This is a genomic window from Streptomyces sp. NPDC043908, assembly GCF_056435525.1.
Map to the genome: position 1 here is coordinate 242,351 of NZ_JBWKEI010000003.1, position 24,933 is coordinate 267,283.

At 71.6% G+C, this 24,933-nt stretch carries 26 protein-coding genes; 14 read left to right on the forward strand and 12 right to left on the reverse strand.

The features are described 5' to 3' along the window. Positions 1–121: 121 nt before the first annotated feature. Together AC069K_RS09125 and AC069K_RS09130 are read right to left on the reverse strand one after the other, a co-directional pair. Entirely contained in the window at positions 122–445 is a 324-nt protein-coding gene (locus AC069K_RS09125; protein WP_358830923.1) for a plasmid stabilization protein, read from the reverse strand. Positions 446–634: 189 nt separating this feature from the next. Further along, the gene (locus tag AC069K_RS09130) at positions 635–841 is read right to left on the reverse strand and encodes a hypothetical protein (RefSeq protein ID WP_478613796.1); all 207 of its coding nucleotides are present in this window, start codon (positions 839–841) and stop codon (positions 635–637) included. 197 nt (positions 842–1,038) lie between these two features. Here AC069K_RS09130 and AC069K_RS09135 point away from each other — a divergent pair, with 197 nt between their 5' ends. The 5 genes from AC069K_RS09135 (at position 1,039) to AC069K_RS09155 (ending at position 4,874) form a co-directional block, all read left to right on the forward strand. Next, complete coding sequence (locus tag AC069K_RS09135; protein WP_478613799.1) at positions 1,039–2,511, forward strand: aminotransferase class I/II-fold pyridoxal phosphate-dependent enzyme; 1,473 nt, start codon at positions 1,039–1,041, stop codon at positions 2,509–2,511. A 140-nt stretch (positions 2,512–2,651) separates the two neighbouring features. Beyond that, on the forward strand, positions 2,652–2,846 hold the full coding sequence (locus tag AC069K_RS09140; protein ID WP_478613802.1) for a CsbD family protein: 195 nt from the start codon (positions 2,652–2,654) through the stop codon (positions 2,844–2,846). A 290-nt stretch (positions 2,847–3,136) separates the two neighbouring features. Beyond that, positions 3,137–3,844 (forward strand): hypothetical protein, encoded by a 708-nt coding sequence (locus AC069K_RS09145; RefSeq protein WP_478613805.1) that lies wholly within the window; start codon positions 3,137–3,139, stop codon positions 3,842–3,844. After that, the gene (locus AC069K_RS09150; protein WP_478613807.1) at positions 3,841–4,098 is read left to right on the forward strand and encodes a BON domain-containing protein; all 258 of its coding nucleotides are present in this window, start codon (positions 3,841–3,843) and stop codon (positions 4,096–4,098) included. Before AC069K_RS09145 ends, AC069K_RS09150 begins: the two co-directional genes overlap by 4 nt. Further along, on the forward strand, positions 4,095–4,874 hold the full coding sequence (locus tag AC069K_RS09155) for a metallophosphoesterase family protein (protein ID WP_478613810.1): 780 nt from the start codon (positions 4,095–4,097) through the stop codon (positions 4,872–4,874). The genes AC069K_RS09150 and AC069K_RS09155 overlap by 4 nt, the downstream gene beginning before the upstream one ends. Positions 4,875–4,916: 42 nt before the next feature. On the opposite strand, the gene AC069K_RS09160 is transcribed toward AC069K_RS09155, so the two are convergent. Continuing rightward, positions 4,917–5,417, reverse strand: coding sequence for a hemerythrin domain-containing protein (locus tag AC069K_RS09160; RefSeq protein ID WP_365110584.1), 501 nt, complete (start codon positions 5,415–5,417; stop codon positions 4,917–4,919). A 294-nt stretch (positions 5,418–5,711) separates the two neighbouring features. Here AC069K_RS09160 and AC069K_RS09165 point away from each other — a divergent pair, with 294 nt between their 5' ends. Beyond that, the gene (locus AC069K_RS09165) at positions 5,712–6,512 is read left to right on the forward strand and encodes a SigB/SigF/SigG family RNA polymerase sigma factor (protein WP_478613814.1); all 801 of its coding nucleotides are present in this window, start codon (positions 5,712–5,714) and stop codon (positions 6,510–6,512) included. Between the two features lie 38 nt (positions 6,513–6,550). Here the strand turns inward: AC069K_RS09165 and AC069K_RS09170 are convergent, their stop codons facing one another. Then, positions 6,551–7,195, reverse strand: coding sequence for a flavodoxin family protein (locus AC069K_RS09170; protein ID WP_365110588.1), 645 nt, complete (start codon positions 7,193–7,195; stop codon positions 6,551–6,553). Between the two features lie 134 nt (positions 7,196–7,329). On the opposite strand from AC069K_RS09170, the gene AC069K_RS09175 reads away from it, so the two are divergent. After that, positions 7,330–8,343 carry an SDR family NAD(P)-dependent oxidoreductase gene (locus AC069K_RS09175; RefSeq protein ID WP_478613817.1) on the forward strand — a complete coding sequence of 338 codons (1,014 nt, stop codon included), beginning with the start codon at positions 7,330–7,332 and terminating at the stop codon, positions 8,341–8,343. 66 nt (positions 8,344–8,409) lie between these two features. Here AC069K_RS09175 and AC069K_RS09180 read toward each other — a convergent pair whose 3' ends face one another. The 5 genes from AC069K_RS09180 to AC069K_RS09200 form a co-directional block, all read right to left on the reverse strand. Next, complete coding sequence (locus AC069K_RS09180) at positions 8,410–9,591, reverse strand: alcohol dehydrogenase catalytic domain-containing protein (RefSeq protein ID WP_365110592.1); 1,182 nt, start codon at positions 9,589–9,591, stop codon at positions 8,410–8,412. Positions 9,592–9,718: 127 nt separating this feature from the next. Further along, complete coding sequence (locus tag AC069K_RS09185; RefSeq protein ID WP_478613820.1) at positions 9,719–10,582, reverse strand: DUF72 domain-containing protein; 864 nt, start codon at positions 10,580–10,582, stop codon at positions 9,719–9,721. A gap of 139 nt (positions 10,583–10,721) precedes the next feature. Continuing rightward, positions 10,722–11,363, reverse strand: a complete 642-nt coding sequence (locus AC069K_RS09190) for a TetR/AcrR family transcriptional regulator (RefSeq protein ID WP_365110598.1) — start codon at positions 11,361–11,363, stop codon at positions 10,722–10,724. Beyond that, positions 11,360–11,746 carry a VOC family protein gene (locus AC069K_RS09195; protein ID WP_365110601.1) on the reverse strand — a complete coding sequence of 129 codons (387 nt, stop codon included), beginning with the start codon at positions 11,744–11,746 and terminating at the stop codon, positions 11,360–11,362. Before AC069K_RS09195 ends, AC069K_RS09190 begins: the two co-directional genes overlap by 4 nt. 186 nt (positions 11,747–11,932) lie before the next feature. Continuing rightward, positions 11,933–12,592, reverse strand: coding sequence for a diguanylate cyclase (locus tag AC069K_RS09200; protein ID WP_478613825.1), 660 nt, complete (start codon positions 12,590–12,592; stop codon positions 11,933–11,935). A gap of 262 nt (positions 12,593–12,854) precedes the next feature. Here AC069K_RS09200 and AC069K_RS09205 point away from each other — a divergent pair, with 262 nt between their 5' ends. The 7 genes from AC069K_RS09205 (at position 12,855) to AC069K_RS09235 (ending at position 21,325) form a co-directional block, all read left to right on the forward strand. Beyond that, complete coding sequence (locus tag AC069K_RS09205) at positions 12,855–15,344, forward strand: molybdopterin oxidoreductase family protein (protein ID WP_478613827.1); 2,490 nt, start codon at positions 12,855–12,857, stop codon at positions 15,342–15,344. After that, positions 15,341–15,841 carry a hypothetical protein gene (locus AC069K_RS09210; RefSeq protein ID WP_478613829.1) on the forward strand — a complete coding sequence of 167 codons (501 nt, stop codon included), beginning with the start codon at positions 15,341–15,343 and terminating at the stop codon, positions 15,839–15,841. Before AC069K_RS09205 ends, AC069K_RS09210 begins: the two co-directional genes overlap by 4 nt. Positions 15,842–15,909: 68 nt before the next feature. Next, positions 15,910–16,167: a hypothetical protein gene (locus AC069K_RS09215; protein WP_365110611.1), complete on the forward strand. Its 258-nt coding sequence runs from the start codon at positions 15,910–15,912 to the stop codon at positions 16,165–16,167. Positions 16,168–16,338: 171 nt separating this feature from the next. Then, the gene (locus AC069K_RS09220) at positions 16,339–16,821 is read left to right on the forward strand and encodes a hypothetical protein (RefSeq protein ID WP_478613831.1); all 483 of its coding nucleotides are present in this window, start codon (positions 16,339–16,341) and stop codon (positions 16,819–16,821) included. A gap of 82 nt (positions 16,822–16,903) precedes the next feature. Next, a complete protein-coding gene (locus AC069K_RS09225) occupies positions 16,904–17,608 on the forward strand; it encodes a DUF6766 family protein (protein ID WP_365110616.1) in 705 nt (234 codons plus the stop codon). Positions 17,609–17,694: 86 nt separating this feature from the next. Then, positions 17,695–18,129: a GNAT family N-acetyltransferase gene (locus tag AC069K_RS09230; protein WP_478613834.1), complete on the forward strand. Its 435-nt coding sequence runs from the start codon at positions 17,695–17,697 to the stop codon at positions 18,127–18,129. Positions 18,130–18,406: 277 nt separating this feature from the next. Continuing rightward, entirely contained in the window at positions 18,407–21,325 is a 2,919-nt protein-coding gene (locus AC069K_RS09235) for a glycoside hydrolase family 48 protein (RefSeq protein WP_478613837.1), read from the forward strand. A gap of 78 nt (positions 21,326–21,403) precedes the next feature. Here the strand turns inward: AC069K_RS09235 and AC069K_RS09240 are convergent, their stop codons facing one another. Genes AC069K_RS09240 through AC069K_RS09250 form a run of 3 tightly spaced genes read right to left on the reverse strand, consistent with a single transcriptional unit; the run spans position 21,404 to position 24,904 of the window. After that, positions 21,404–22,714, reverse strand: a complete 1,311-nt coding sequence (locus AC069K_RS09240) for a pectate lyase family protein (protein ID WP_478613839.1) — start codon at positions 22,712–22,714, stop codon at positions 21,404–21,406. 28 nt (positions 22,715–22,742) lie between these two features. Beyond that, positions 22,743–23,570: a rhamnogalacturonan acetylesterase gene (locus AC069K_RS09245; RefSeq protein WP_478613842.1), complete on the reverse strand. Its 828-nt coding sequence runs from the start codon at positions 23,568–23,570 to the stop codon at positions 22,743–22,745. Further along, entirely contained in the window at positions 23,549–24,904 is a 1,356-nt protein-coding gene (locus AC069K_RS09250) for an ABC transporter substrate-binding protein (RefSeq protein WP_478613844.1), read from the reverse strand. The genes AC069K_RS09245 and AC069K_RS09250 overlap by 22 nt, the downstream gene beginning before the upstream one ends. Positions 24,905–24,933: the final 29 nt, after the last annotated feature.

Below are 24,933 nucleotides of genomic sequence, written 5' to 3' on the forward strand. Positions count from 1 at the left end.
GGGGGGCTTTGTTGTGTTTTTTTTTTTTTCTTTTCCTTTTCCGGGGGGGGGGGGGGGGGCCCGGGGGGGGGGGGGGGGGGGGGGCCCCCCCCCCCCCCCCCCCCCCGGGGCCGGTTGCCGTTCAGTGGCCGAGTGCACGCTTGAGCTGGGCCTTGTCCATGCTGGAGCGGCCGTGGACGTTGCGGCGCTGGGCCTCGGCGTAGAGCTGGTCGTACGTCGGTCCCTGCGAGCCGCTGTGGGAGCGCTGGCCGCCGCGCTTGGAGGACGACATGTCCTGGGTGGAACTCTTGCTGGCGGTCTTGGACTCGCCGGAGCGGGCGCGCTCCTTGTTGACGGTCCTGGCGGCGATCTCCTTGGCGCGCTTGCCGCCCTCGCCGCGCTGCTCGGCGCTCTCCTTGATGTGCTCGTACTGGCGTTCCCGCTTGGGACTGGATCCGCGAGGCATGTCGACTCCTTGACGTTCGTGGATGACTCCGTGTTCACCATCGGCTCTTGCGGGTCACCCCGCAATCGGCGGGGGGCCGTCGGTGACGTGGCCGCGATCGGGGGTCAGGCGGGGCCGGGCCGGAGGCCGACGGGCCGAACTCGCGGGGTGCGGCGGGCGGTCGGCGCGGACCCGGCGTCGCCTCACGCTTCAGCGCCCGGCGCGCTTCTGCGCGTCGGTGTTGGGGGTCAGCGCGTCCCCCGCCTCGCCGTCCCGGGGGTCGCGGCGGCCGTGCTCCGGCTCCTCCGGCTTCTTCGCCGCGTCTTCGAGCTCGTGCAGGACCTCGCCCAGGGCGGTGTCCTTGTCGTCCTTGCCGTCGGCGGAGTCGTGCTTGCCTGCGGGAGTGTGGTGGCTCATGGATCTCTCTTCCGTTCACATGGGCTGTGCGGTGGGTGCCGGAATCGCGCCGGTCCCCCTGCTCTGCTCGGGTGCCCGCCCCGGGGCCGGTCACACGGATCCGGTGCCCGGGCCGCACCGGCCCGTTCTGTCCTGTTCGGGCCGGACTGGTGGTGAATGGGGTTACCGGCGGCCCCTTATGGGGCACCCGGCTCCTCATGCATCTGGATCATCATGAGGCGCCGGTACTGGAGGCGCTCGCCCGGTACCACGAGGCGGACGAGCTCGCCTTCACCCCGCCGGGCCACAAACAGGCCCGGGGCGCGGACCCCGCCGTACGGGCGGTGCTGGGGGACGCGGTCTTCTACGGCGACGTGCTGGCCAGCGGCGGCCTGGACGACCGGCGCACCAGGGGCCGGGTCCTGCGGCGGGCCGAGGAGCTGATGGCGGACGCGGTCCACGCGGAGCACACCTTCTTCTCCACCTGCGGCAGTTCCCTCTCGGTCAAGGCGGCCATGCTCACCGTCGCCGCCCACGGCCAGAAGCTCCTGGTGGGCCGGGACGCGCACAAGTCGGTGATCGCGGGGCTGATCCTCTCCGGTATCGAGCCGGTGTGGATCGAACCGCAGTGGGACCCCGAACGCCACCTCGCGCACCCGCCCGCCGCCGTCGCCTTCGAGCGGGCGTTCGCCGAGCACCCCGACGCCCGGGGCGCGCTGGTGACCAGTCCCACCCCGTACGGCTCGGCAGCCGCCCTCGGGGAGATCGCCGAGGTGTGCCACCGGCGGTCGCGCCCGTTGATCGTGGACGAGGCGTGGGGAGCGCATCTGCCCTTCCACCCGGATCTGCCGTCCTGGGCCATGGACGCCGGGGCGGACGTCTGTGTCACCAGCATCCACAAGATGGGCAGCGGGCTCGAACAGGGCTCCGTCTTCCACCTCCAGGGCACCCTCATCGACCCCGCCGCCCTCGCCTCCCGGGCCGACCTCCTCGGCACCACCAGCCCCTCGACGCTGCTGTACGCGGGCATCGACGGCTGGCGCCGCCAGATGACGCTGCACGGCCACGACCTGATGGGCCGGGCGCTGGACCTCGCCGCCGAGGTGCGCGCGAGCATCGAGGCGATCGACGGACTGCACGTCAACGACAGGCACGGCTTCTGCGGCCCGGGGCTGGCGGCCGAGTTCGATCCGCTGCCCGTCGTCATCGACCTCCAGGACCTCGGCATCACCGGCTACCGCGCCGCCGACTGGGTGCGCGCCCGGCACCACCTCGACCTGCACCTCTTCGACCACCGGCGGGTCAGCGCGCAGATCACCCACGCGGACGACGCCGCCACCGCGCGGCGCCTGCTCACCGCGCTGCGGGACCTCGCCGAGCACGCCGACGCCCTGCGCCCGGCACCCGGGGTCGACGTCCCCGACCCCGAGAACCTGCGGATGGCCCAGGCGTGTCTGCCGCGCGACGCGTACTTCAGCGCGACGGAGGACGTGTCCTGGAAGGAGGCGGCCGGTCGCGTCGCGGCGGAGATGATCACGCCGTACCCGCCGGGCATCCCGGTCGTCCTGCCGGGTGAGGAGCTGACGGAGCCGGTGGTGCGGTATCTGCGCAGCGGGGTCGAGGCCGGGATGAACCTTCCCGACGCGGCGGACACGGAACTGGAGACCGTACGGGTCGTGGCCGAGGACTGACAGGCCCCCGGGCCCCGGCACTTCACCCTGCGTGGAGGGGCGGCCCACCCCGTACACCCGCAGCCCCCGCCGACGCGCGCGCCGGCGGGATTGCCCCTAGCTTGTTGCTGTCAGTAGTTCCATCGTCACGTAGGGAGTTCATGATGGCTGGCAAGGGCAAGATGGGTCAGGTCAAGGGCAAGGCCAAGGAGGCCGCCGGCAAGGTCACCGGCAACGACTCCATGAAGGCCGAGGGCAGGATGGACCAGGCCAAGGGCAAGGCGGGCGAGGCCCGCTCCGACATCGAGGACCGGGCCCGCAAGGCCGGCCAGCAGATGCCCGGCGCCAAGAAGTAGCCGGCTCGGCGACAGGCGGGCGGGCAGCCGCGGCAACGACGCGACGGCTGCCGCCCGCCCGCGTGTGTACGGGGCGTACATGGTGGCCGAGCCGGTTTCCGCGTCGTGGCGCGCGGTGGCGCGGACCACCCCGCACGCCCGCCCCCCACGCCCCTGCGCGCTGGGTGTCAGGGGGACGAGGACGGGTACCGGGAAGGCGGAATTCGCGGTTCGGTACACCCGCCGGGGACACACCCGGCCGGGGAAGGACATGGACACCCGGCGTCCGCCGCAGTGCGAAGGAAGTGGCCATGAGGACGAACGGACAGGACCCGCCACGAGCCCGTGACACCGCCGCACCCGCACTCGACCCGCCCCCCGCCGCACAGGAGCCGGCCCCGCACCCCGCACCCGGGTCCGAGGAGCGGGAACTGCCCCGGGACCGCAGCCAGGCGATCCTGGAGGCCGCGAAACAGGTGGGCGCCATCCTGAAGCGGGCCGGGCACAGGTTCGCGCTGGCCGGGAGCGTCGCGGTCTACGCCCACGGCGGCAGCGGCAGACTCCAGCACGACGCCGACTTCTGCGTCCTGCCCGAAGAGGCCGACGCCGTGGCGGCGACCCTGCGCGCGGCGGGACTGGCCGTGCGACTGCCGCCCGAGGACTGGCTGCTGAAGACCAGTTGCTTCGGCCAGGACGTCGACATCATCTTCGAACTGGCCCATCGCCCGGTCACCGTGGACCTGTTGGCGCGCGCCGAGGAACTGCCCGTCGACTCCGTGCATATGCCGGTGCTGTCCGCGACCGATGTACTGGTCAGCCTGAACAGCGCCTTCTCCGAACACCACTGCGACTTCGGGGCTGTGCTCCCGGTGGCCCGCGCGCTGCGCGAGAAGGTGGACTGGGGCGACGTGCGGCGCCGCTGCGCGGACGAACCGATGCCCGCCGCCTTCCTGTTCCTCCTGGAGCGGCTGCACGTCATCGACCCCGAGCACCCCTCCGCCCGGCGGGAGCCGTCATGACCCATCAACCCGAGAGCCTGGAATACCGCGTGGCCCACTTCTGCGAGCGGCTGGCCGCGGGACCGTGCGGCGAGCTGGGGGTGCGGGCCGAGGCCCGGGGCGGGGCGGTCCTGCTGACGGGGACCGTGCCGTCCGTCCAGAGCCGCGACGACATTCTCCGTATCGCCCGAGAAGAACTGGCGGACCTGCCCGTGCACTGCGACATCGTCGTCGCGGAGACGGGGCCGCCCATCCACGCGGAGGACCTCCCATGATCCGGATCGCGGCCGTCGGTGACATCCATATGAGCCCCGACAACGAGGGCTCGCTCCGCCCCGCCTTCGAGACGCTGCCGGACTGCGCCGACGTGCTGCTGCTCGCCGGCGACCTGACCCGGCACGGGACGGCGGAGGAGGCGCGGGTCGTGGCCCGGGAGATCAAGGACCTCGCCGTGCCGGTCGTCGCGGTGCTGGGCAACCACGACCACCACGACGATCAGCCCGACCTCGTCACGGAGATCCTCAGAGACGCCGGAGCGCACGTCCTGGAGGGCGAGGCGACGGTCGTCGGCAACGGAGACATCCTCATCGGCGTCGCCGGCACCAAGGGGTTCGGCGGCGGGTTCGTGGGCCGGTGCGCCGGGGAGTTCGGCGAACCCATCATGAAGGAGTTCGTACGCTACTCCCGCCACCGTGCCGAGACCCTGCGCACCGCGCTGGAGGAGCTGGGAAAGCGCGAGTGCGACGTACGCATCGCGCTCACGCACTTCTCTCCCGTCGCGGACACCCTGGTCGGCGAACCCCCGGAAATCTATCCCTTCCTCGGCAGTTACCTTCTCGCCGAGGCCATCGACACGGCGGGCGCCGACCTCGCCGTCCACGGACACGCCCACTCCGGTACGGAACACGGCCGCACCAGCGGGGGAGTGAGGGTGCGCAACGTGGCGCAGCCCGTGATCGGCGGGGCCTTCCACGTCTACTGCCTGCCCGGCCGGGACGGCGCGGCTCCTGGCGCGGGGCCGGCGTCCGCCACCGCCTCGTCACCGGCGTGACGGCTCCTCGTCCGCCGTCCGTCGCGACCGGGCGGTGGACGACTATCCGAACATGGCGGTGGCGGCCTTCTTGAGCGCACCCGGGTGCTCGGGGCGCCGGGGGGCGTTCGCGCGGACCTCGATCATGCGTGCGCCGATCTCCTGGAGCTCCTTGCGGCCGAGAGCCGCCCGGACCTTCGGGAACCAGTCGCTCTCCTCCTCCTCGATGTGGTGGCTCACCGACTCGATCAGGACGGTGGTCTTGGCGTCGAAGCGTTCGTCGTCGGGGCCCATGGCGTCCAGTTCGGCACAGAGCACGTCGGCGACGTGGTGCTCCTCGAAGGACTCCAGGATGTCGGACTCCAGGTCGGGCACGAGCGAGCGGACCTTGGGGTACATGACCTGGTTCTCGATGTAGGTGTGGACGGTGAGGGCTTCCACGATCTTGTCGACGATGTTGTGCTTGGTGGCCTTCGCGTCGGCACCGGCGGCCTGGAACGCCCGGAACAGTCGGCGGATCTCCTTGTGGTCGTCCTTGAGAAGCACGATGGCGTCGGTGGACATGACGGCTCCCTTCCCGTGTCGCGTTATCACCAGCTTTGCTCAGAGGCGACCGCTTCGCCCCCCGGGAGGCGGGCACCGGGTGCGTGCGGCACGAGCAGCGGCCAGAGCGCCGCCTCTCCCGGAGTGACCGGCCGGGCGCACAGCGAATTGTCCGTATTGGTGGTCTTCGGTATGCATAGCGGCCCCCGCGACGGACATACGCTCCCCCGGAACAGGGGACGGGACCCGGTTGCCCGGGCCCGTGCCCCGTTCCTCCCGAAGGAGACCCCTTCGTTCTTTCGAGGAGCGGAAGTCATGTCCTCTCGCCACGACACCCACCGGACGTATGACGACACCCCCCGCACCGACGAAGCCTTCGTACGGCTCGCCTCCCTTCCGGACGGAGCCGAACGCGCCGCGTTGCGCGAAGAGCTGGTCCGGGCCTGGCTGCCGCTCTCGGAACGGCTCGCCGGGCGCTACCGCGACCGGGGCGAAACGGTCGAGGATCTGCGCCAGACGGCCGCCCTGGGGCTGCTCAAGGCGGTCGACGGGTTCGATCCCTCGCACGGCACGGCCTTCATCGCGTACGCCGTGCCCACCATCACCGGCGAGATCAAGCGGCACTTCCGCGACCACATGTGGACGGTCCACGTGCCGCGACGCGTCCAGGAGCTGCGCAACCGGGTCCGCGAGGCCCGCCGCGCGTTGCAGGACGCCGGAGTCGGCGAACCCGGGGTCGACCGGATCGCCGCGTACACCGGCCTGAGCGAGGCCGACGTACGGGCCGGTATGGAAGCCCTCCAGAGCTTCCGCGCCCTCTCCCTCGACGCGGAGCAGAGCGGCAACGACAGCCCGTCCACCCTGGCCGACGCCATCGGCGCCGAGGACCCGGCGCTCGACACCCTCATCGACCGCGAGTCCGCCAAGCCCGGACTGCACGCGCTGCCCGACCGCGAACGGAGGATCCTCTACCTCCGCTACTTCCAGGGCATGACCCAGAAGAACATCGGCCGGGAACTCGGCATCTCCCAGATGCACGTCTGCCGACTGCTGCGGCAGTGCTGCGAGCACCTGCGCGACGAGGCCATGTGCGCCGCGCCGGGAGAGGCCGCGTGAGGGGGTGACGCCCGGGCGCCGCGAAGGCCGGCGCCCGGTCAGCCCGCCGGGTAGGGGGCGCTCTTGAGGCGGCGGGCGAGGTGGGCGGCGTTCGCGGCCAGGGTCGCCGTCGTTTCCGCGGTCTTCTCGGGGGTCTTGTCGAGGTCCTGGAAGTCGGTGCCCTGCATGGCCTCCCCGACCCAGTAGGTGACGGCGTTGGGGGCCAGGGTGAAGCCGACGTCGTTGAGGCCCTGGAACAGATCGGCGCTCACCTTGTGGGCGCCGTCCTCGTTGCCGACCACGCACACACCGGCGACCTTGCCGTATGTGAGCATCCGGCCCTCGTCGTCGGTCTCGCCGATCTCCGCGTCCAGGCGCTCCAGGACGCGCTGGGCGATGCTGGAGGGGTGGCCCAGCCAGATCGGGGTGGCCAGGATCAGGATGTCGGCGCCGAGGATGGTGTCGCGGATGCCGGGCCAGGCGTCCCCGTCACCCATGTCGGTCTCCACACCGGGTTTGACGTCGTGGTCCGCCACCCGGATCACCTTGCCGGTGACTCCGTGCTCCGCCAGTGCCTCCATGGTCTGCTCGGCCAGGAGCTGGGAGCTGGACGGCGCGGGGGAGGGGCGCAGCGAGCACACCAGCGCCACCGCGCGCAGGGGGGTGGTGGACGAGGACTCGGACGTGGTCTGTGCTTGTTCCATGAACAGACCAGTTCCCCCGTGGCCCGATTCCTACCAGCCTTCCGCCGGGCCGCCGCGGCTCGACCGGTGAGGTGCGTCTTCGACGGGCCCGAAGGGGTACCCGGGCGGTAGCCGGCTGAACGGAGGTGTGACCCATGGTGGGAATCGGATCCAAGAAGGACCTGAGCGGACAGTCCGCGCTGGTCACCGGTGGCTCGCGGGGACTGGGGCTGCTCATCGCGGCCCGGCTGGCCGTCCGCGGCTGCCAGGTGGCCGTCGTCGCCCGTGACGAGGGCGAGCTCGAACGCGCGGGCCAGTGGATCGAGCAGCACACCGGTGTCACGCCCCTGACGCGGGTGTGCGACGTACGGGACGAGGCGGCGGTCGCGGAGACGGTACGCGCGGTGGCCACCGAACAGAACGGGCTCGACGTGGTGGTGGCCAACGCGGGCGTCATCCAGGTGGCCCCGGTGGCGGCACTCGACGCCGACGCCTTCCACGACGCCATGGCGACCATCTTCGACGGCGCCGTCCAGGTGTCCCTCGCCGCCCTGCCCCACCTGCGCGAGAGCTCCGCGGGCGGGCGGCTGGCGCTCATCGGGTCGGTGGGGGCGCTGCTCGCCGTCCCGCATCTGCTGCCGTACTCGTGCGCGAAGGCGGCCGTGGGCGCGCTCGGCGAGGGCCTGCGCGGCGAACTGGCCGGAACGGGGGTCTCCGTGACCACGGCCCATCCGGGCCTGATGCGTACCGGATCCCATTACCAGGCCGAGTTCGGGGGCGAGGCCTCCCGTGAGTTCGCCTGGTTCTCCGGTCTGTCGGGCGCCCCCGTCGTCTCGATGGACGCCGAGCGGGCGGCGGAGCGGATCGTACGGGCGCTGGAGCGCCGTCGCACCCGGATCGTCCTGACCCCGGCGGCCCGCGCCGCCGACCTGGCCCACGGTGTGGCCCCCACCGCGGTGACCCGGCTCGCGGGGGTGGCCAACAGGTTCCTGCCGGCCGCCGGCGACGAAGCGGGCACGGGAGGGCGCATCCGGCAGGGTCACGCCCTCAAGGACGCACCTCGTGGGGGCTGGGCCGAGAAGGTCCGCAGGCTGGGCAGCGCCATGAACGACCGCGCGGCGCGCCGCTACAACCAGATGACCCCGGGGCCGCCCACGAGCGCCTCGTAGAGCCCGTTGACGGCCGCCGGGTCCGTGAGGGCGGCCCGGCGGCCGTCAGGTGCTCCGATCGGCTCGTCACGGCTTGAGGAGCGTCTTGACCATCCCGTCCTCCTTGGCCTGGAACATCGCGTACGCCTTCGGCCCCTCCTCCAGGGACATGGCGTGGGTCTTGAAGGAGTCGACGCCGAGCGGGTCCTCGTCCGTGAGCAGGGGGAGGATGTCCTTCACCCAGCGCCAGACGTTCGCCTGTCCCATGCGCACCTGGATCTGCTTGTCGAACATCGTCAGCAGCGGCATCGGGCTCGCGGCCCCGCCGTACACCCCGGACAGGGACAGCGTGCCGCCCCGGCGGACGAGCTCGATGCCGGTGTGCAGGGCGGTGAGCCGGTCGATGCCGGCGTGCTCCATCAGCGGCTGCGCCACCGCGTCGGGCAGGAGCGTGGTCATCCACTGCGCCGCCTTGGCGAACGGGGCGCCGTGCGCCTCCATGCCGACCGCGTCGATCACGGCGTCGGTGCCGCGTCCCTCGGTGAGCTCGCGGACGGCCTCCGCCACCTCGTCGCCGCGACGGGCGTCGAGGCAGGTCACGCCGTGCGCGCTGGCGCGTGAGAGGCGCTCGGGGACGAGGTCGACGCCGATGACCGTACGGGCTCCGCGGTGCTGTGCGATACGGGTGGCCATGTCACCGATGGGCCCCAGGCCCAGGACGGTGACCGTGCCGCCCTGGGGGATGTCCGCGTACTCGACCGCCTGCCACGCGGTGGGCAGGACGTCGGAGAGGTAGACGTAGCGGTCGTCGGGCGGCCCGTCGGGGACCTTGATGGGGAGTTTGTTGCCGAACGGGACGCGCAGCAGTTGCGCCTGCCCGCCCGGCACCTGCCCGTACAGCTTGGTGTAGCCGAAGAGCGAGGCGCCCATGCCGCGCTCACGGACCTGGGTGGTCTCGCACTGGGAGTGGAGCCCCTGGTCGCACATGAAGCAGTCGCGGCAGCTGACGTTGAAGGGAATGACCACCCGGTCGCCCCGGCTGAGCTCCGTCACCTCCGGTCCGATCTCCTCGACGACGCCCATCGCCTCGTGGCCGAGGATGTCGCCGACGTCCAGATACGGTCCGAAGAGTTCGTACAGATGCAGGTCGGAGCCGCAGATCCCGGTCGAGGTGACCCGTACGACGATGTCGTCCGGCTTCTCGATCCTGGGGTCGGGGACGGTTTCCACCCGCACGTCCCGCTTGCCGTGCCACGTAAGTGCGCGCATGATGTGCCGCTCCTGCCGTCGGGGTCGGCCCCGGCCGCTGGTGGCCCGGGCCCTCGCTTTCTCGCGGTCCGGGTGCCCGTCGCGGAGCGGGGGTAACGCGGAGCGCCGGCCGTACCCGTGTTCGCGGTCACGACCCCGCTGCCAGCAGCTCCGTCATGGTCTCGGCGGCGCGGACCGCCGCGTCCCCGCAGCAGTTGTTGAACAGTGCGTGTACACGGGCGCTGCCGGCGGCGAGCGCCTGGAGGCGCGGGACCCAGGACTGAAGCTCCTCGACCGTGTAGTGGTGCCGGTAGCGCTCCTCCTTCGAGCCCGTGCCCCAGTCGGGGCTGCGTCCGTGGAACCGTACGACGGACAGGTCCGGCGAGGTGGCCCGGGCGACCGGGGGAAGGCCGGGGGCGTCCACCCCCACCAGGGGAATCCCAAGTGCCGTCAGAAAGCCCACGGTCTCGTCGAGTTGCCGGTCCACGAGCCAACTGGCGTGCCGGAACTCGACGGTGATGGGTACCTCGGACCGCTTGGCGCACTCCTCGATGCGGCCCTTCGCCTCCTCGCTCGGCCGGAACCACGGCGGGAACTGGAACAGCACACTGCCGAGCCGCCCGGCGGCGCGCAGCGGTTCGATGCCCTCGTGGAACCGGGCCCACAGCGCGTCCAGGATCCCCCGGGGCAACTCATGGGGCCGCAGCCGCACGTTCGGGGGTCCGGGGGGCCGCAGCTCGGCGGGGAGGGCGCGGGCGGGGAAGGGGTGCCCGGTCAGGGCCGCGAACGCCTTCACGTCGAAGGTGAAGCCCTCGGGCGTGCGCTCGGCCCAGAGGCGGGAGTTGTGGGCGCTGGGCAGGGCGTAGTACGTGGAGTCGACCTCCACCACCGGAAACCGTGAGGCGTAGAGGCGCAGCCGGCCCTCGGCGTCGCGGAAGCCCGGCGGATACCAACCGGAGGACGCGAGCTCCGGGTTGGCCCAGGAACAGGCACCCACCTGGATGCCGGTCATGAGCGGGGGAGGGGCATGGACGCCTCCGTGCGGGACGCGCGCCACGGGCGCTGGTCGGTGCGTCCGGGGTCCGGCCCCGGACAAGGTGGACGTAACTCCAGTACCCCAGGACGCCCGCGTACACCTCCCGTTGCGGAGATCACCCGTGGGCGGTGGTGTGGCCGCGCAGATGGGCAGGTGTCCGGCTGACGCGGACCAGGTGGTCGAAGTCGACGGCCGCCCCGCGCAGAAGGAGGTCCACGGTGTCGGCGGCCGAGGGGACGGGTGTGCCGGACCCGCCGAGGAGCGCGCGCTGGTAGACGGAGGCGGCGAGCAGGTCGACCAGCACCTCGGGATCGACGTCGGGGCGCAGATCGCCCCGGTCCACGGCCCGTTCGACGGCGGTCGTGGCGGCCTGCCGACTGGGTCGTACGAGGAGGTCCGTCAGCCGTTGGTGCAGCTGCGGGTCGTGGGCGCAGTCGGCGACGAGCGGAGCCAGGACACCGCGCGGCAGCCGATCGTGCAGTGCGGCGTCCAGGAGCCGCACGCTCTGCGTCAGGTCGCAGCGGGTGCAGTTGTTGTCGGGGACCGGCGGCACGGCCAGGACGGAGGCGAGCGCGTCGATGATCAGCTCCTGGCGGCGGGGCCACCGGCGGCGGATGGCCGCCTTGGTGGTGCCCGCCCGCCCCGCCACGGTCTCCATCGCGAAGCCCGAGTAGCCGTGGGCGTCCAGGATGTCCAGCGTGGCGGTCAGGACGGCCGCGTCGATCGCCGGGTCGCGCGGCCGGCCCCCGGCGCTCACTCGGCGTCCTGCGGGTACCAGCGCAGCTCGACCGTGTTGCCCTCCGGGTCCTTGACGTAGACGGAGGTGGCGGAGCCGCGCGCGCCGAAGCGCGGCACGGGGCCCTCGATGACGTCGAGCGTGCCCGCGTCGATGACCTCCTGCCAGTCCAGCGGGTCCACGACGAGGCAGATGTGGTCGACGTTGGACTCACCGCGCGGCCGGTCGAACAGGTCGATGATGGTGTTCGCGTTGATCCGGACGGACGGGAACGGGACCTTCCCGGCCCGCCACTCCTCCACGCGCACCGGTTCGAGGCCCAGCGGTCCGGTGTAGAAGGCGAGGGCGCGCTCGACGTCCTGGACGTTGAGGACGAGGTGGTCGAAGTCCTTGACACGCAACATGGGAAGAGCCTCTCGGGATCAGCGGTGCCGGTCGGAGTTGAGTTCCGAACCGGTCCGGATCGTAACAAGGCGAGGCTCCCCCTGGGAAGAGCCGCAGGGGGAGCAACGCGCACCCGAAGTCCCGTCCGGGCACGCGGGGTTGGGACGCCCTGATCGGGTGACGGCTCGCGTCGGGCGGGGGACGGGTCAGGCGGTGGACCCCTGCCGGCGGGCGCGCAGGCAGCGCCGGATCTCCTCGGCGTACGGGAGCGCCACGCCCACGGTGATGGTGGCGGCCAGGGCCGCCAGGTAACCGACGGGCAGCGGCCGGTCCTTGGGCAGCAGCTTCCAGTCGTCGGGCCCCGGGCCGCCGCGCAGCGCCGCCTTGACCGCCTCGGGGTGCAGACAGGCGGTGAAGGCCATCGCCGTCAGCGGCAGCACCTCCAGGAAACTGTGGATGTGCTGCTCGATCGGCCGGACTTCGCGCTCCTTGGTGGCGAGGCTGACGTCGTACAGGGCGGTGGCGCCATGGGCGAGCGCGGCGCCGCCCATGGTGGAGAGGACCAGCGGGTTGATCTTCGCGAGCAGCCCGATGGTCACCGGGACACCGGCCTCGGTCATCATCAGGGCGTGCACGGCCGACTCGCGGACGCCCGAGGTGTCCTCGATGCGGGTGCGCCGGTGCATCCACCAGTCGGCGAGCCCCGGCGCGACCCACAGGGGAAGCAGGCCGTAGAGCAGGAACCGCCGGTTGGCGTCCTCCGCCCCGGACACGGGCGTGGAGAGGGAGAGGTCGCGCCCCCGCCGCCAGCGGATCCAGGCGCGGGCGGGAAGCGCTGTGGTCGCGTGGGAACTCGGCATGGCCATCCGTCTCGCCTTCTCGTCGCGTGCTCCGTCGTGATCTTCTCCGTACGGGACAAGCCTCCCCCCGGGTGACCGGCCACGCGCGCCGAAAGCACGGCGGCCCACGATGGTCTGCGGCCGTATACGAGAGCCGGTCCCGCCGGGCCCGTCCCCGCATGGCGACCAGGGGGTGAACACGGGGGCGTCGGCGTTAGGGGCTGACCGGCAGGGGTACCGATCACCGGTCGGCGCGCAGGGTGCCGCAGGTGGTCGCTGGGAGGCAGGCGTGGATCCTTCGGTGGACCGGATCGCTCAGCCCTGGGGCAGCCGTACTCCGTACGGACGACACGAGGTGTGGCCGACCCGGGTGGACACCCGGCTGGCCGAGGGGGTGCGGCCGGACGACGTGGAGCGCTGGGTGCGGTCCGCCTCGATCCTCCACTCCGACGGCGACGCGATGGACATCGCGGTGCGGGACGGCGGCATCGTCGGGGTGCGCGGCCGGGCGACCGACCGGGTCAACCACGGGCGTCTGGGCCCGAAGGACCTCTTCGGGTGGCAGGCGAACGCCTCCCCGGACCGGCTGACGCGTCCGCTGATCCGCGAGGGCGGCCGGCTCGTCGCGTGCGACTGGGACACCGCGATGGGGCGGGTTGTCGCCCGGTCCCGGGAACTCCTCGACGACCAGGGCCCGGGGTCGATCGGCTTCTACACCTCCGGGCAGTTGTTCCTGGAGGAGTACTACACCCTCGCCGTCCTGGCCCGGGCCGGTATCGGCACCAACCACCTGGACGGCAACACACGACTGTGCACCGCCACGGCGGCCGAGGCGCTGAAGGAGTCCTTCGGCTGCGACGGCCAGCCCGGCTCCTACGACGACATCGACCACATGGACGTCATGGCGCTCTTCGGCCACAACATCGCCGAGACCCAGCCGGTGCAGTGGATGCGGATCCTCGACCGGCTCGACGGCCGTGACCCGCCGCGGCTCATCTGCGTGGATCCCCGGCCGACCCGGGTCGCGCGCCGGGCCGCCGTCCACCTCGCACCGCGCGTCGGCACCAACGTGGCCCTGCTCAACGCCCTGCTGCACGAGGTGATCCGCGCCGGGCACATCGACGAGGAGTACATCGGAGCGCACACGGTGGGCTTCGACGAACTGGCGGCGGGCGTCGAGGACTGCACACCGGAGTGGGCCGCCGCGATCTGCGACGTCCCCGCCGACCGGGTCAGGGAGGCGGCGGAGATCATCGGCTCGGCCGAACGCCTGCTGTCCACGGTCCTCCAGGGCGTCTACCAGTCGCATCAGGCCACGGCCGCCGCGGTGCAGGTCAACAATCTGCATCTGATCCGCGGCATGCTCGGCCGGCCGGGGGCCGGGGTGCTCCAGATGAACGGGCAGCCCACCGCCCAGAACACCCGCGAGTGCGGCGCCAACGGCGACCTGCCGGGCTTCCGCAACTGGCAGAACGACGCGCACGTCGCCGACCTGGCGAAGGTGTGGAACGTCGAGCCGAAGACCATCCCGCACTACGGACCGCCCACCCACGCCCTCCAGATGTTCCGTTACGCGGAACAGGGCTCGATCCGGATGCTGTGGATCAGCGGTACCAACCCGGCGGTCTCGCTGCCCGAACTGGGCCGCATCCGCTCGATCCTCGCCCAGGAACGGCTCTTCGTCGTGGTCCAGGACCTGTTCCTGACCGAGACCGCCCAACTGGCCGACGTGGTGCTGCCCGCGGCCACCTGGGGGGAGAAGACCGGCACGCTCACCAACGCCGACCGGACCGTGCACCTGTCGGAGAAGGCCGTCGAACCGCCCGGCGAGGCCAAGCCCGACCTGGACATCTTCCTCGACTACGCGTCCCGTATGGACTTCCGCGACAAGGACGGCGGCCCGCTGGTCACCTGGCACGACCCCGAGTCGGCCTTCGAGGCGTGGAAGCGGTGCAGCGCCGGCCGTCCGTGCGACTACACCGGACTCGGCTACGAGAAGCTGCGCGGGGCGAGCGGCATCCAGTGGCCGTGCAACGACCGGTTCCCCGAGGGCACCGAACGCCTCTACACCGACGGGATCAGCTGGGCCCATCCGCAGGTGTGCGAGTCGTACGGCAAGGACCTCGTCACCGGCGCGTCGCAGGAGGCCGTCGACTACCGGGCCGCCAACCCGGACGGCAAGGCCATGCTGAAGGCCTGCGCGTACCTGCCGCCGCACGAGACGCCGAGCGAGGAGCACCCCTTCCAGCTCACCACCGGACGGACGCTCTACCACTTCCACACCCGTACGAAGACCGGCCGGGCACCCCAGCTCGACGCCGCCGCCCCGGACGTGTGGGTGGAGGCATCCACCGCGGACGCGGACCGGCTCGGCTTCCACGAAGGGGACCTGATGGAGGTCGCCACCCCGCGCGGCGCGCTGCGGGCACGTCTGCGCGTCACCGGCATCCGCCCCGGCCTGCTGTTCGTGCCCTTCCACTACGGCTACTGGGACACGGAGGCCGGGCACGGCCCCGCGGACGGCTCACCGGGCCGCGCCGCCAACGAGACCACGGTCACGGACTGGGATCCGGTCTCCAAGCAGCCGCTGTTCAAGACCGCCGCGGCGGCGTTGCGCCTGGTGGAGCGGGGGGACGGCGTGAGCGCCCCCGCGCCCACCACGACGGCGTCCGCCCCCGCGTGGCCGGCGGGTGTGCCCGCCACCGAGGGAGGCCCGTCGGCCCACGCGACGCAGACCGAAGGCCCCGAGGGGCACGAGCGGGAAGGATCGGTCGCGTGAACGGCATCAGGCTCGTCCTGCGCGGGGTCCACCACGGTGAGCACCGGCTGGCCGGGGAACTGCTGGCCGTGGCCGAACGCCACCGGACCGAGCACGAGGTCCACCATGTCGCCCTCGACCTCGCCGCCTGGTCACGCGAGCACGTCCGGCGTCTTGCCGAGACCGCCCGCGGCCATGACCTCGACCTGAGCGGTCCGCCCGAATCCCCGCCCGAATCCCCGCCCGGCTTCCTGACGGCGCTGCGGGAGAAGGCGGCCGAGACGATGGGGCGCCGGCCGGAGCCGGGCCTGCTCCTCCTGCGGGATCTGCGCGATCTGCATCTGGCCGCGTCGGAGAACTCCCTCTCCTGGGAGATGCTCGCCCAGGCCGCCCAGGCGGCCAAGGACACCGAACTCCTCGAGCTCGTCTCGTTCTGCCATCCGCGGACCCTGCGCCAGATGCGCTGGACCAACACCATGGTGAAGATCCTTTCGCCCCAGATCCTGACGTCCTTGTAGACGGCGTACCGGAACCGTCACCGGACCTTCACAGGGCCGGCTCGTGGCGCGCGGGGATGAGGGCACCCGTGAACGGCCGTCTTCTGGAGGAGTCCGGAACCATGTTCATCGTCGCGTGCCTGTTGCTGCCCGCCGTCGCAGCGCTGCTGTACGGAATGGACCGTGTCGAGGACTGGCTGACGCGCGGCCCGCAGTCGGCCCGCCGCCATGCCCGCACCCGCCATCTGCGTCTCATCCCGGGAGGGAAGCAGGACAGCGTCCCCGCAGGGAAGCAGGACACCGTCACGCGCCCGCGGACCGCGCGCCGCCACTCGGACGCGGCCTGAGCGGGCGCCGCCCCTCGTCCGGCGCGGTCCGAGCGGGCTCGCCCCCTGCCGGGCGCGGTGCTCCGGCTGGGCCGGACGGGGGAACGGCGCGCCCTTGAGCGCCACCCGTCGCCCTTGGCGGGTACAGATAGCGAAACGTTTCGCCCCGAGTCTGCGCCTGGGAGGAGTTCCATGGACGCGACCGCGCTCCCGCGCGAGGACCCCATGACGAGGCAGGGCGCCCCGACGGCCACCGGCCGGGCCCTGCGCCGCGGGGCCGCGACGCTGCTCTGCGCGGGCGTGGTCGGCGCCCTGCTGACGGCGTGCGGGGCGACCTCGGGCAGGGTGGACGGCGCCCGCGACGCGGGCCGGGCCTTCCAGCGTGCCGTGGCGGCGGGCGACTACACGACGGCGTGCGACCTGCTGGCTCCCCGCACGCGGCAGCAGCTGGAAGAAGACGAGAAGCAGCGGTGCGGCCAGGCGCTGGCGGGCCAGGAGCTGCCCAAGGCCCTGCCCGACCACGGCCCCCAGGTGTACGGACGGCAGGCCTCACTCGACGCGGGCGGCCAGAAGCTGTTCCTGTCGCAGTTCGGCGGCGGCTGGAAGGTCGTCGCGGCCGGCTGCACGCCCCGGGGTGACGACAAGCCCTACCGCTGCGTCGTGAAGGGCGGCTGACCATGCGCGCACTCTTCGTCACCTGTCTCGTCGTGATCTTCGGTGGGCTGGGGTACTTCATCGCGATCGGAGCGATGTACCGATGACCTCGCACAGTCGGCACGGCGAACGGCGGGGCGGCCTCTGGAAGGACAACAGCCTCACCCTGGCCTTCGGCACGGCGTTCCTGCTCACCCTTCTGGGGCAGGCACTCGCCGGGCACGCGGAGTTCAACGAGCAGCTCGCCGTCGGCGACTTCCACCAGCTGAGCTTCGGCGAGTACGTGATGTCCTCGGACTTCGCCGTGGACGTCACCGAGAACTGGCAGTCGGAGTTCCTCCAGTTCTTCCTGTACATCTTCGGCACGGTCTGGCTCGTCCAGCGCGGCTCCCCCGAGTCGAAGAAGCCGCAGGAGAAGGGCCCGGAGTCCGACCGCGACCAGCGGATGGGCGAACATGCGCGGGAGGACTCGCCCCGGTGGGCCGGCACCGAGGACTGGCGCCAACGGGTCTACTCCCGTTCGCTCGGCCTCCTCATGGGCCTGGTGTTCCTGCTGTCCTGGCTCGCCCAGTCGATCTCGGGAGTGGCCGCCCACAACGAGCAGCAACTGCGCCAGCTCCAGGACCCGATCAGCTGGGGTGCGTACCTGGCGTCCCCCGAGTTCTGGTCCCGCACCCTGCAGAACTGGCAGTCCGAACTCCTGGCGGTCGCCTCCATGGTCATCCTCTCCGTGTACCTGCGCCAGCGCGGCTCCCCGGAGTCCAAGCCGGTCGGCGCGCCGCACAGCGCCACGGGCATCGAGGGCTGACGCCGTTCCGGGCGGAGCCGGTGCCCGCCGAGCGGCTCCCGAAATTTACTTGGAAATTCCAAGTAGCGTGACTACGCTGGCGCCGCATGATCAGCGATAGCGAGAACAACGGCTACGAACTCTCCACGGATCCGGACCGCTTGGACGTGGCGGTGGTGCACCGCTGGCTGTCGACCGACACGTACTGGGCCCGGGGGCGCAGCCGGGAAAAGGTCGAGGAGACGATCCGCGGCTCCCTCACCTTCGCCCTCTACGACGCCGACGGCGAGCAGGTCGCCTACGCGCGCGTGGTCACCGACCGTGTGGCGTTCGCCTGGCTCGGCGACGTCTATGTCGCCCGTGACCACCGCGGCAGGGGCCTGGGAACCCGGCTCGTCGAAGCGGTCCTCGACCACCTCGCGCCCTTCCGGCTCAGGCGGGTGCTCCTCGCGACGCTCGACGCCCACGCCATCTACGCGAAGGCCGGCTTCACCCCGCTTCCCCACCCGGAACACTTCATGGTCCTGAGCGGTGAGGAATGACGGTCAACCGGTAGGGGAGGGGACGGGGCGCGTTCGCGGGACGGCGGACGCGCCCTTCGCCGAGCCCCGCCGTCGCGCCTCGGAGCCTCAACCCCCCCCTCGCGCAACGGGAGTTGCCGTACGTCCCGGATGTGCGCCCGCGGTCCCCCATCACGTAACACCCCCTTGACATCCCCTCAATCCCTCCTGCACTTTGGGAGCGCTCCCATAGGTTCATAGCTCGCGCACAGCCCCCGCACCGCGCCCCCCGTCACCGAGCCGCTTGGAGTCACCCCCCATGCCCTCGCGCACCAGACGCAGGCCGGGCCTACGCCGCCTGCTCACCTACGCCGCCGTGCTCTCGCTGCCCCTGGGCGCGACCACCGTCGGCGCTCTCCCGGCGGCGCACGCCGCCGCCCTCCAGTGCAGCGTCGACTACAAGACCAACGACTGGGGCTCCGGATTCACCGCCGACATCACGGTGACCAACCGGGGCTCCGCGGCGGTCGACGGCTGGACCCTGACCTACACCTACGCGGGCAACCAGCAGCTGACCAACGGCTGGAACGGCACCTGGTCGCAGTCCGCGCGGACCGTCACGGTCAAGGCCGCCGACTGGAACAAGACCATCGCCGCGGGCGCCGCCGTCACCACGGGCGGCCAGTTCACCTACAGCGGCACCAACACGGCCCCCACCGCGTTCGCCCTCAACGGCACCCCCTGCAACGGCGCCCACCAGCCCCCGGTCGCCGTGCTGACCAGCCCCGCCGCGGGGGCCACGTACACGGCGGGTGACCCGGTGCCGCTCGCCGCGACGGCGGCCGCCGCGGACGGGGCGTCGATCGCCAAGGTGGAGTTCTACAGCGACACCACCCTCCTCGGCACCGACACCACCGCCCCCTACACCTTCTCCGCGACCGGGCTCGCGGCGGGCGACTACTCGCTGTACGCCAAGGCGTACGACAGCCTCGGCGCCTCGGCCGAGTCCGCGCCGGTCGGCATCCACGTCACCAGCGGCCCCGCCGTCGTCGCCTCGCCCGCGCAACTCTCCGTCCAGCAGGGCAAGTCGGCGACGTTCGGCGTGAAGCTGTCCACCCAGCCGGCCGCGAACGTGACCGTCAGCGTCGCCCGCGCCTCCGGCAACACCGGGCTCTCCCTCACGTCCGGCGCCAGCCTGGTCTTCACCCCGGCGAACTGGAACACCGCGCAGCAGGCGACGGTCACCGCCGACGCGAACGGCACCGGAGCGGCCGTCTTCGCCGCGACGGCCCCCGGCCACGCCAGGGCCGAGGTCACCGCCACGGAGATAGCCGCGTCCAAGACGTACGACGCGCGCTTCCTCTCCCTGTACGGGAAGATCACCGACCCGGCGAACGGCTACTTCTCGCCCAAGGGCATCCCGTACCACTCGGTGGAGACGCTGATCGTGGAGGCGCCCGACCAGGGGCACGAGACGACCTCGGAGGCGTACAGCTACCTGATCTGGTTGCAGGCCATGTACGGCAAGGTCAGCGGGGACTGGTCCAAGTTCAACGGGGCCTGGGACATCATGGAGAAGTACATGATCCCCGGCCACACCGACCAGCCCACCAACTCCTTCTACAACGCGTCCAAACCGGCCACCTACGCGCCCGAGAGTGATCTCCCCTCCCAGTACCCGGCGCAGCTCGACCCGTCCGTCCCCGTGGGCAACGACCCCATCGCGGGCGAGCTGAAGAGCGCGTACGGCACCGACGACATCTACGGCATGCACTGGCTGGAGGACGTCGACAACGTCTACGGGTACGGCAACGCGCCGGGCACCTGCGAGGGCGGACCCACCGTGGCCGGGCCCTCCTACATCAACACCTTCCAGCGCGGCCCCCAGGAGTCCGTCTGGGAGACCGTTCCGCAGCCGACCTGCGACACCTTCAAGTACGGCGGGAAGAACGGGTACCTCGACCTGTTCACCAAGGACGCCTCGTACGCCAAGCAGTGGAAGTTCACCGACGCCCCCGACGCCGACGCACGCGCCGTCCAGGCCGCCTACTGGGCGGACGTCTGGGCCAAGCAGCAGGGCAAGGGCGCCTCGGTCACCGCGACCGTCGCCAAGGCCGCGAAGATGGGCGACTATCTGCGGTACGCGATGTACGACAAGTACTTCAAGCAGCAGGGCAACTGCGTCGGGCCCACCACCTGCCCGGCCGGCAGCGGCAAGAACAGCTCCAGCTACCTGCTGTCCTGGTACTACGCCTGGGGCGGCGCCACCGACACCTCGGCCGGCTGGGCCTGGCGCATCGGGTCGAGCCATGTGCACGGCGGCTACCAGAACCCCCTCGCCGCCTGGGCGCTGAGCTCGTACGCCGATCTGAAGCCCAAGTCGGCCACCGGCTCGGCGGACTGGGGCACCAGCCTCAAGCGGCAGCTGGAGTTCTACCGCTGGCTCCAGTCCGACGAGGGCGCCATCGCGGGCGGCGCCACCAACAGCTGGCAGGGCCGGTACGCGGCCGCGCCGGCCGGCACGCCGACCTTCTACGGCATGTTCTACGACGAGGCACCCGTCTACCACGACCCGCCCTCCAACCAGTGGTTCGGTTTCCAGGCCTGGTCGATGGAGCGGGTCGCGGAGTACTACCAGCAGACGGGTGACACCGCCTCCAAGACCGTCCTGGACAAGTGGGTCTCCTGGGCGCTGTCCAAGACGACCGTCAACCCCGACGGCACCTACCGCATCCCGGCCACCCTCCAGTGGTCCGGCAAGCCCGACACCTGGAACGCGGCCTCCCCCGGGGCCAACGCGGGCCTGCACGTCACCGTCGCCGACTACACCGACGACGTGGGTGTCGCCGCCGCCTACGCCAAGACCCTGACCTACTACGGTGCCAAGTCCGGCAACGCGGCGGCGAAGACGATGGCGAAGAAGCTGATCGACGGGATGTGGGACCACAACCAGGACGCGCTCGGGATCGCCGTGCCCGAGACCCGTACCGACTACAAGCGGTTCGCCGACCCGGTGTACGTGCTGAGCGGCTGGAGCGGGACCATGCCCAACGGCGACAGGATCGACTCCGCGTCGACCTTCACCTCCCTGCGCTCCTTCTACAAGAACGACCCGGCCTGGTCGAAGATCGAGACCTATCTCGCGGGCGGCGCCGCCCCGGTCTTCACCTACCACCGGTTCTGGGCCCAGGCCGACATCGCGATGGCCATGGGCGCCTACGCGGAGCTGCTCGAATAGCCGGATGACAGCTCCGTGGCCCCGGTCCGTCCCGCCTGCCCCGCCGGACGGACCGGGGCCCCTTTCTGTGCGAACGGATCAGCCGATCCCTCCGGCGCCCGCCCGCCTGCCGACGAGGCCGGGCAGGGCGCGCGGGTCGTCCACCCGGGTGCGCAGGGTGGGCGTCCATCCGGCGCCGGAGCGCAGCGCCTCGTCGGGCAGCCGCGCGTTGTGGACGGCGATCAGATCGACCGGGCGGCCGTTGACGTAGTTGCCGTCGGCGGTGACCGGCGCGTCGCTCCACTTCTTGAGGATGTTCGCGGCGGACACCCCGGCCGGAAGGGTGAACGCGTTCTTCTCCGCCACGAGTCGGGACTGGTGGCCGATGCCGAAGGCGTACTGGTACTTCTGCTTCTCGGTGACGGTGTACAGGTTGTTGTACGCGTCGACCTGGCCGAAGCGGACGCGCGGCGCGCGCTCGACGATCCCGGCGAACAGGTTGTGGTGGAGGGTGACCTTGAGTCTGCCCGCGTCGGTGGCGGCGGCGCCGTCACTGTTGCCGATCATGAGGGTCTTGTCGTGCTCCTCGAAGGCGTTCCAGGAGACCGTCACCCGGTCGGCGCCCTTGACGATGTCGAGCTCGCCGTCGTGCTGCTCGTAGATCTTGCCGAAGTAGGCGGGCAGGGTGCTGTCGGGGTGGGCGCCGTCGGTGAAGGTGTTGTGGTCCATCCACACGTGGGTGGAGCCGTGGACGACGGCGCTGTCGTACTCGGAGTTCCAGGCACCCGTCCCGTTGTCGTCGGTGGGGTCCCACTGGGGGAAGCAGTCGAGGGGGCTCTCCAGGGTCAGGTCGCGGACGATGACGTTGTCCACGCCCTTGATCTGGAGGCTGCCACCGACGATCCCCGCGTGCGCGCCCACACCGACGAGCGTGGTGTTGGACGGGACTTCGGCGGTGATGGCCGGTTTCTGGCGGGCGGCCGAGGCCGCGCGCAAGTCCTCCTGCGGGCCGCTGACCGGCCTGTCGTGGCCCCAGACCGCGGGGTCGTAGTCGGCGAGGTACCGGGCGAAGTCGTACCCCTCGGCCGCGAAGGCGGCACAGCCGTCGGCGGTGGCGTTCAGCGTGCCCCGAACCCGGATGATCTTCGGGCTGTCACCGCCGTTCCGGAGCGCGGTCTTCAGCTCGTCCCAAGTGGTGACGGTGGAGACGTGCGCGGCGTCGGCCCGGGCGCCGCCGGTGGTGCCGGAGCCGGCCGACCCCCAGCCGTCGCCCGCGGGCAGGGTCTGGCGCCCCGGGTCGCGGTCGTGGGCGTGGGCGGAGCCCGCGGTGGACGTCAGGGCGAGCACCAGCCCCGCGCAGGCGGCCGTCGCGGCCACGCGGTGGGATCGCCTCTGGGATGTGTGCGTCATACGGTTCTCCTCGCGAGGGCGGTACGGGTCAGGGGGCGGTGGGCCAGGTGATCCACGACGAGGGGATCGCGTCGTCCAGGCGGCGCAGGTCACCGGCCGCCAACAGGCGCTGGTCGCGCAGTCGCCGGGCCACCAGACGCGCCACGGCGATCGCACCCGGCGGGTTGAAGTGGGTGTTGTCCTGCTCGGTGGCGGTCCAGTTGAAGTACTTCTTCGTCTCCTCCGCCCCCAGCCGCTGCCACAGCGCCAGCGACAGCGCCTGGATGTCGAGCAGCGGGGTGCCCGTCTGCCGGGCGAGGGCCCGCATCGCGGCCGGATAGTCGCCGTGGGTGGGGCGGGCGGTGCCCTCGGCGTCGAACTTGCGGCGCTCCACGGAGGTGAGCAGCACCGGCCGCGCCCCGTGGGCCCGCGCCCCGTCCACGTACGTCCGCAGACAGTCCTGGTAGGTGGACCAGGGTTCCGTGTAGCGGGTGGGGTCGTCGCGCTTCTCGTCGTTGTGGCCGAACTGGACGAGCAGGAGGTCGCCGGGCCGGATCACCTTGAGGATCGCGGTGAGGCGGCCCTCGTCGAGGAAGCTCTTGGAACTGCGGCCGTTCACGGCGTGGTTGGCGACGCGCAGGCCCGTGTGCAGGAAGAACGGCAGGGCCATGCCCCAGCCGGTCTCGGGGGCCGCGTCCGCGTACTTCTGGGCGGCCGTGGAGTCACCGGCGATATGAAGGGTCGGCATACGGCGTGTGGCTCCCGGGGTCGCGTGGGCGGCGGGTCCGGTCGCGGCCGCGAGGGCGAGCGTCCCGGCGGCGGCGAGGACACCGCGGCGGCCGAGTCCGGCGGCCGTCACCGGCTCTGCTTCTTCCACTCGGCCTGTGCCTTGTCGAGCTGGCCGGCCAGGGAGTCCAGGAAGCCCTTCGCGGACGTCTTGCCGAGGAGGACCTTCTGGAAGGCGGGCTCGTTGGCCGTCTTGGAGATGGTGTTCCAGTCGGGCAGGTAGTACGGCAGCTGCACGATCGTGGTGCTCCCGCCGCTGAGGGCCTCCGCGGCGAGCCGGGTCGGCTCCGCCTTCCGGACCCAGGGGTCCTTGGCGGCCTCGGTGTTGGCGGGGATGGCGCCCGCCGACTCGTTCCACTTGCTGTTGGACTCGTGCGACGCGGCGAACTCGATGAAGGTCCAGGCGGCCTTCTTGTTCTTGCTCGCCTTGAACAGGCCGAGCCCGTCGACGGGGTTGGAGACCTGGACGCGTGCGCCGCTGTCCGTCGTCGGGTTGGGCAGCCCGCGGAACTTGTCGGTGCCGAGCGCCTTCACATGGTCCTTGTAGGAGCCGAGGTTGTGGTTGAGCATGCCGATGCGGCCGCTGTCCCACTGGGCGACCATCTTGGTGAAGTCGTTGTTCACGTCCGCCGACGGCGTGGCCTTCTTGTAGAGGGCGGCGTACTTCTCCAGCGCCTGGAAGTTCCTGGGGTCGTTGACCGTCGTCTTCGTGCCGGAGGCGTCCCAGAACGAGGTGATGCCGCTCTGGCCGTACATCGCGTCCAGCGCCTGGGCGATGGAGCCCGCGCCGCCGCGGATGGTGTAGCCGAACTGGTTCCTGCCGCTGTCGGTGAGCTTCGCCGCCGCCTCGTAGAACTTCGCCCAGGTGGTGGGCGCCTCCAGCCCCGCCTCCTCGAACAGGTCGGTGCGGTAGTACAGCACGCCGTTGCTGGCGGAGGTTGGCACGGTGTACAGGTCCTTCCTGCCGCCGGCCGCCTTCACCGACTCGACCATGCCCGCGTTCAGCTTGCCGTTGAGGGCCGTGCTCGCCGTGACGCGGTCGCCCACCGGCTCCAGCGCGTTCTGCCCCACGATCCCCGCGAGCATCGCGGCGCCGACCCCGCCGACGTCGGGCAGGCCGCCGCCCTGGATGGCGGTGTCGTACTTGGACTGGACGGACGCGGCGGGAATGCCGACGTAGTTGACCTTGATGTCGGGGTACTTCTTCTCGAAGTCCTTGATGATCTCCATCCAGATGTCCCGGCGGACGGCCGTGTTGTTGTCCCAGAAAGTGATCTCGCCCTTTCCGGTCCCCTCCTCGCCCTTGCCGCCTCCCGCGCCACCGCCGTCGTCACCGCAGGCGGTGGCGGTCAGGGCGAGGACGGCGACGAGGGTGAGGGCGGTTGCTGTGTGTCGGCCTCTGGTGCGGCCGGTGCTGATGTCCATGGATCGGCTCATTTCTTCTGAACGCTGCG

What these genes read in the sequence shown, in the direction of transcription:
- AC069K_RS09125 (WP_358830923.1), bottom strand. Translation starts at nt 445, where the DNA reads ATGCCTCGCGGATCCAGTCCCAAGCGGGAACGCCAGTACGAGCACATC.
- AC069K_RS09130 (WP_478613796.1), bottom strand. Translation starts at nt 841, where the DNA reads ATGAGCCACCACACTCCCGCAGGCAAGCACGACTCCGCCGACGGCAAG.
- AC069K_RS09135 (WP_478613799.1), top strand. Translation starts at nt 1,039, where the DNA reads ATGCATCTGGATCATCATGAGGCGCCGGTACTGGAGGCGCTCGCCCGG.
- AC069K_RS09140 (WP_478613802.1), top strand. Translation starts at nt 2,652, where the DNA reads ATGATGGCTGGCAAGGGCAAGATGGGTCAGGTCAAGGGCAAGGCCAAG.
- AC069K_RS09145 (WP_478613805.1), top strand. Translation starts at nt 3,137, where the DNA reads ATGAGGACGAACGGACAGGACCCGCCACGAGCCCGTGACACCGCCGCA.
- AC069K_RS09150 (WP_478613807.1), top strand. Translation starts at nt 3,841, where the DNA reads ATGACCCATCAACCCGAGAGCCTGGAATACCGCGTGGCCCACTTCTGC.
- AC069K_RS09155 (WP_478613810.1), top strand. Translation starts at nt 4,095, where the DNA reads ATGATCCGGATCGCGGCCGTCGGTGACATCCATATGAGCCCCGACAAC.
- AC069K_RS09160 (WP_365110584.1), bottom strand. Translation starts at nt 5,417, where the DNA reads ATGTCCACCGACGCCATCGTGCTTCTCAAGGACGACCACAAGGAGATC.
- AC069K_RS09165 (WP_478613814.1), top strand. Translation starts at nt 5,712, where the DNA reads ATGTCCTCTCGCCACGACACCCACCGGACGTATGACGACACCCCCCGC.
- AC069K_RS09170 (WP_365110588.1), bottom strand. Translation starts at nt 7,195, where the DNA reads ATGGAACAAGCACAGACCACGTCCGAGTCCTCGTCCACCACCCCCCTG.
- AC069K_RS09175 (WP_478613817.1), top strand. Translation starts at nt 7,330, where the DNA reads ATGGTGGGAATCGGATCCAAGAAGGACCTGAGCGGACAGTCCGCGCTG.
- AC069K_RS09180 (WP_365110592.1), bottom strand. Translation starts at nt 9,591, where the DNA reads ATGCGCGCACTTACGTGGCACGGCAAGCGGGACGTGCGGGTGGAAACC.
- AC069K_RS09185 (WP_478613820.1), bottom strand. Translation starts at nt 10,582, where the DNA reads ATGACCGGCATCCAGGTGGGTGCCTGTTCCTGGGCCAACCCGGAGCTC.
- AC069K_RS09195 (WP_365110601.1), bottom strand. Translation starts at nt 11,746, where the DNA reads ATGTTGCGTGTCAAGGACTTCGACCACCTCGTCCTCAACGTCCAGGAC.
- AC069K_RS09200 (WP_478613825.1), bottom strand. Translation starts at nt 12,592, where the DNA reads ATGGCCATGCCGAGTTCCCACGCGACCACAGCGCTTCCCGCCCGCGCC.
- AC069K_RS09220 (WP_478613831.1), top strand. Translation starts at nt 16,339, where the DNA reads ATGGACGCGACCGCGCTCCCGCGCGAGGACCCCATGACGAGGCAGGGC.
- AC069K_RS09225 (WP_365110616.1), top strand. Translation starts at nt 16,904, where the DNA reads ATGACCTCGCACAGTCGGCACGGCGAACGGCGGGGCGGCCTCTGGAAG.
- AC069K_RS09230 (WP_478613834.1), top strand. Translation starts at nt 17,695, where the DNA reads ATGATCAGCGATAGCGAGAACAACGGCTACGAACTCTCCACGGATCCG.
- AC069K_RS09235 (WP_478613837.1), top strand. Translation starts at nt 18,407, where the DNA reads ATGCCCTCGCGCACCAGACGCAGGCCGGGCCTACGCCGCCTGCTCACC.
- AC069K_RS09240 (WP_478613839.1), bottom strand. Translation starts at nt 22,714, where the DNA reads ATGACGCACACATCCCAGAGGCGATCCCACCGCGTGGCCGCGACGGCC.
- AC069K_RS09250 (WP_478613844.1), bottom strand. Translation starts at nt 24,904, where the DNA reads ATGGACATCAGCACCGGCCGCACCAGAGGCCGACACACAGCAACCGCC.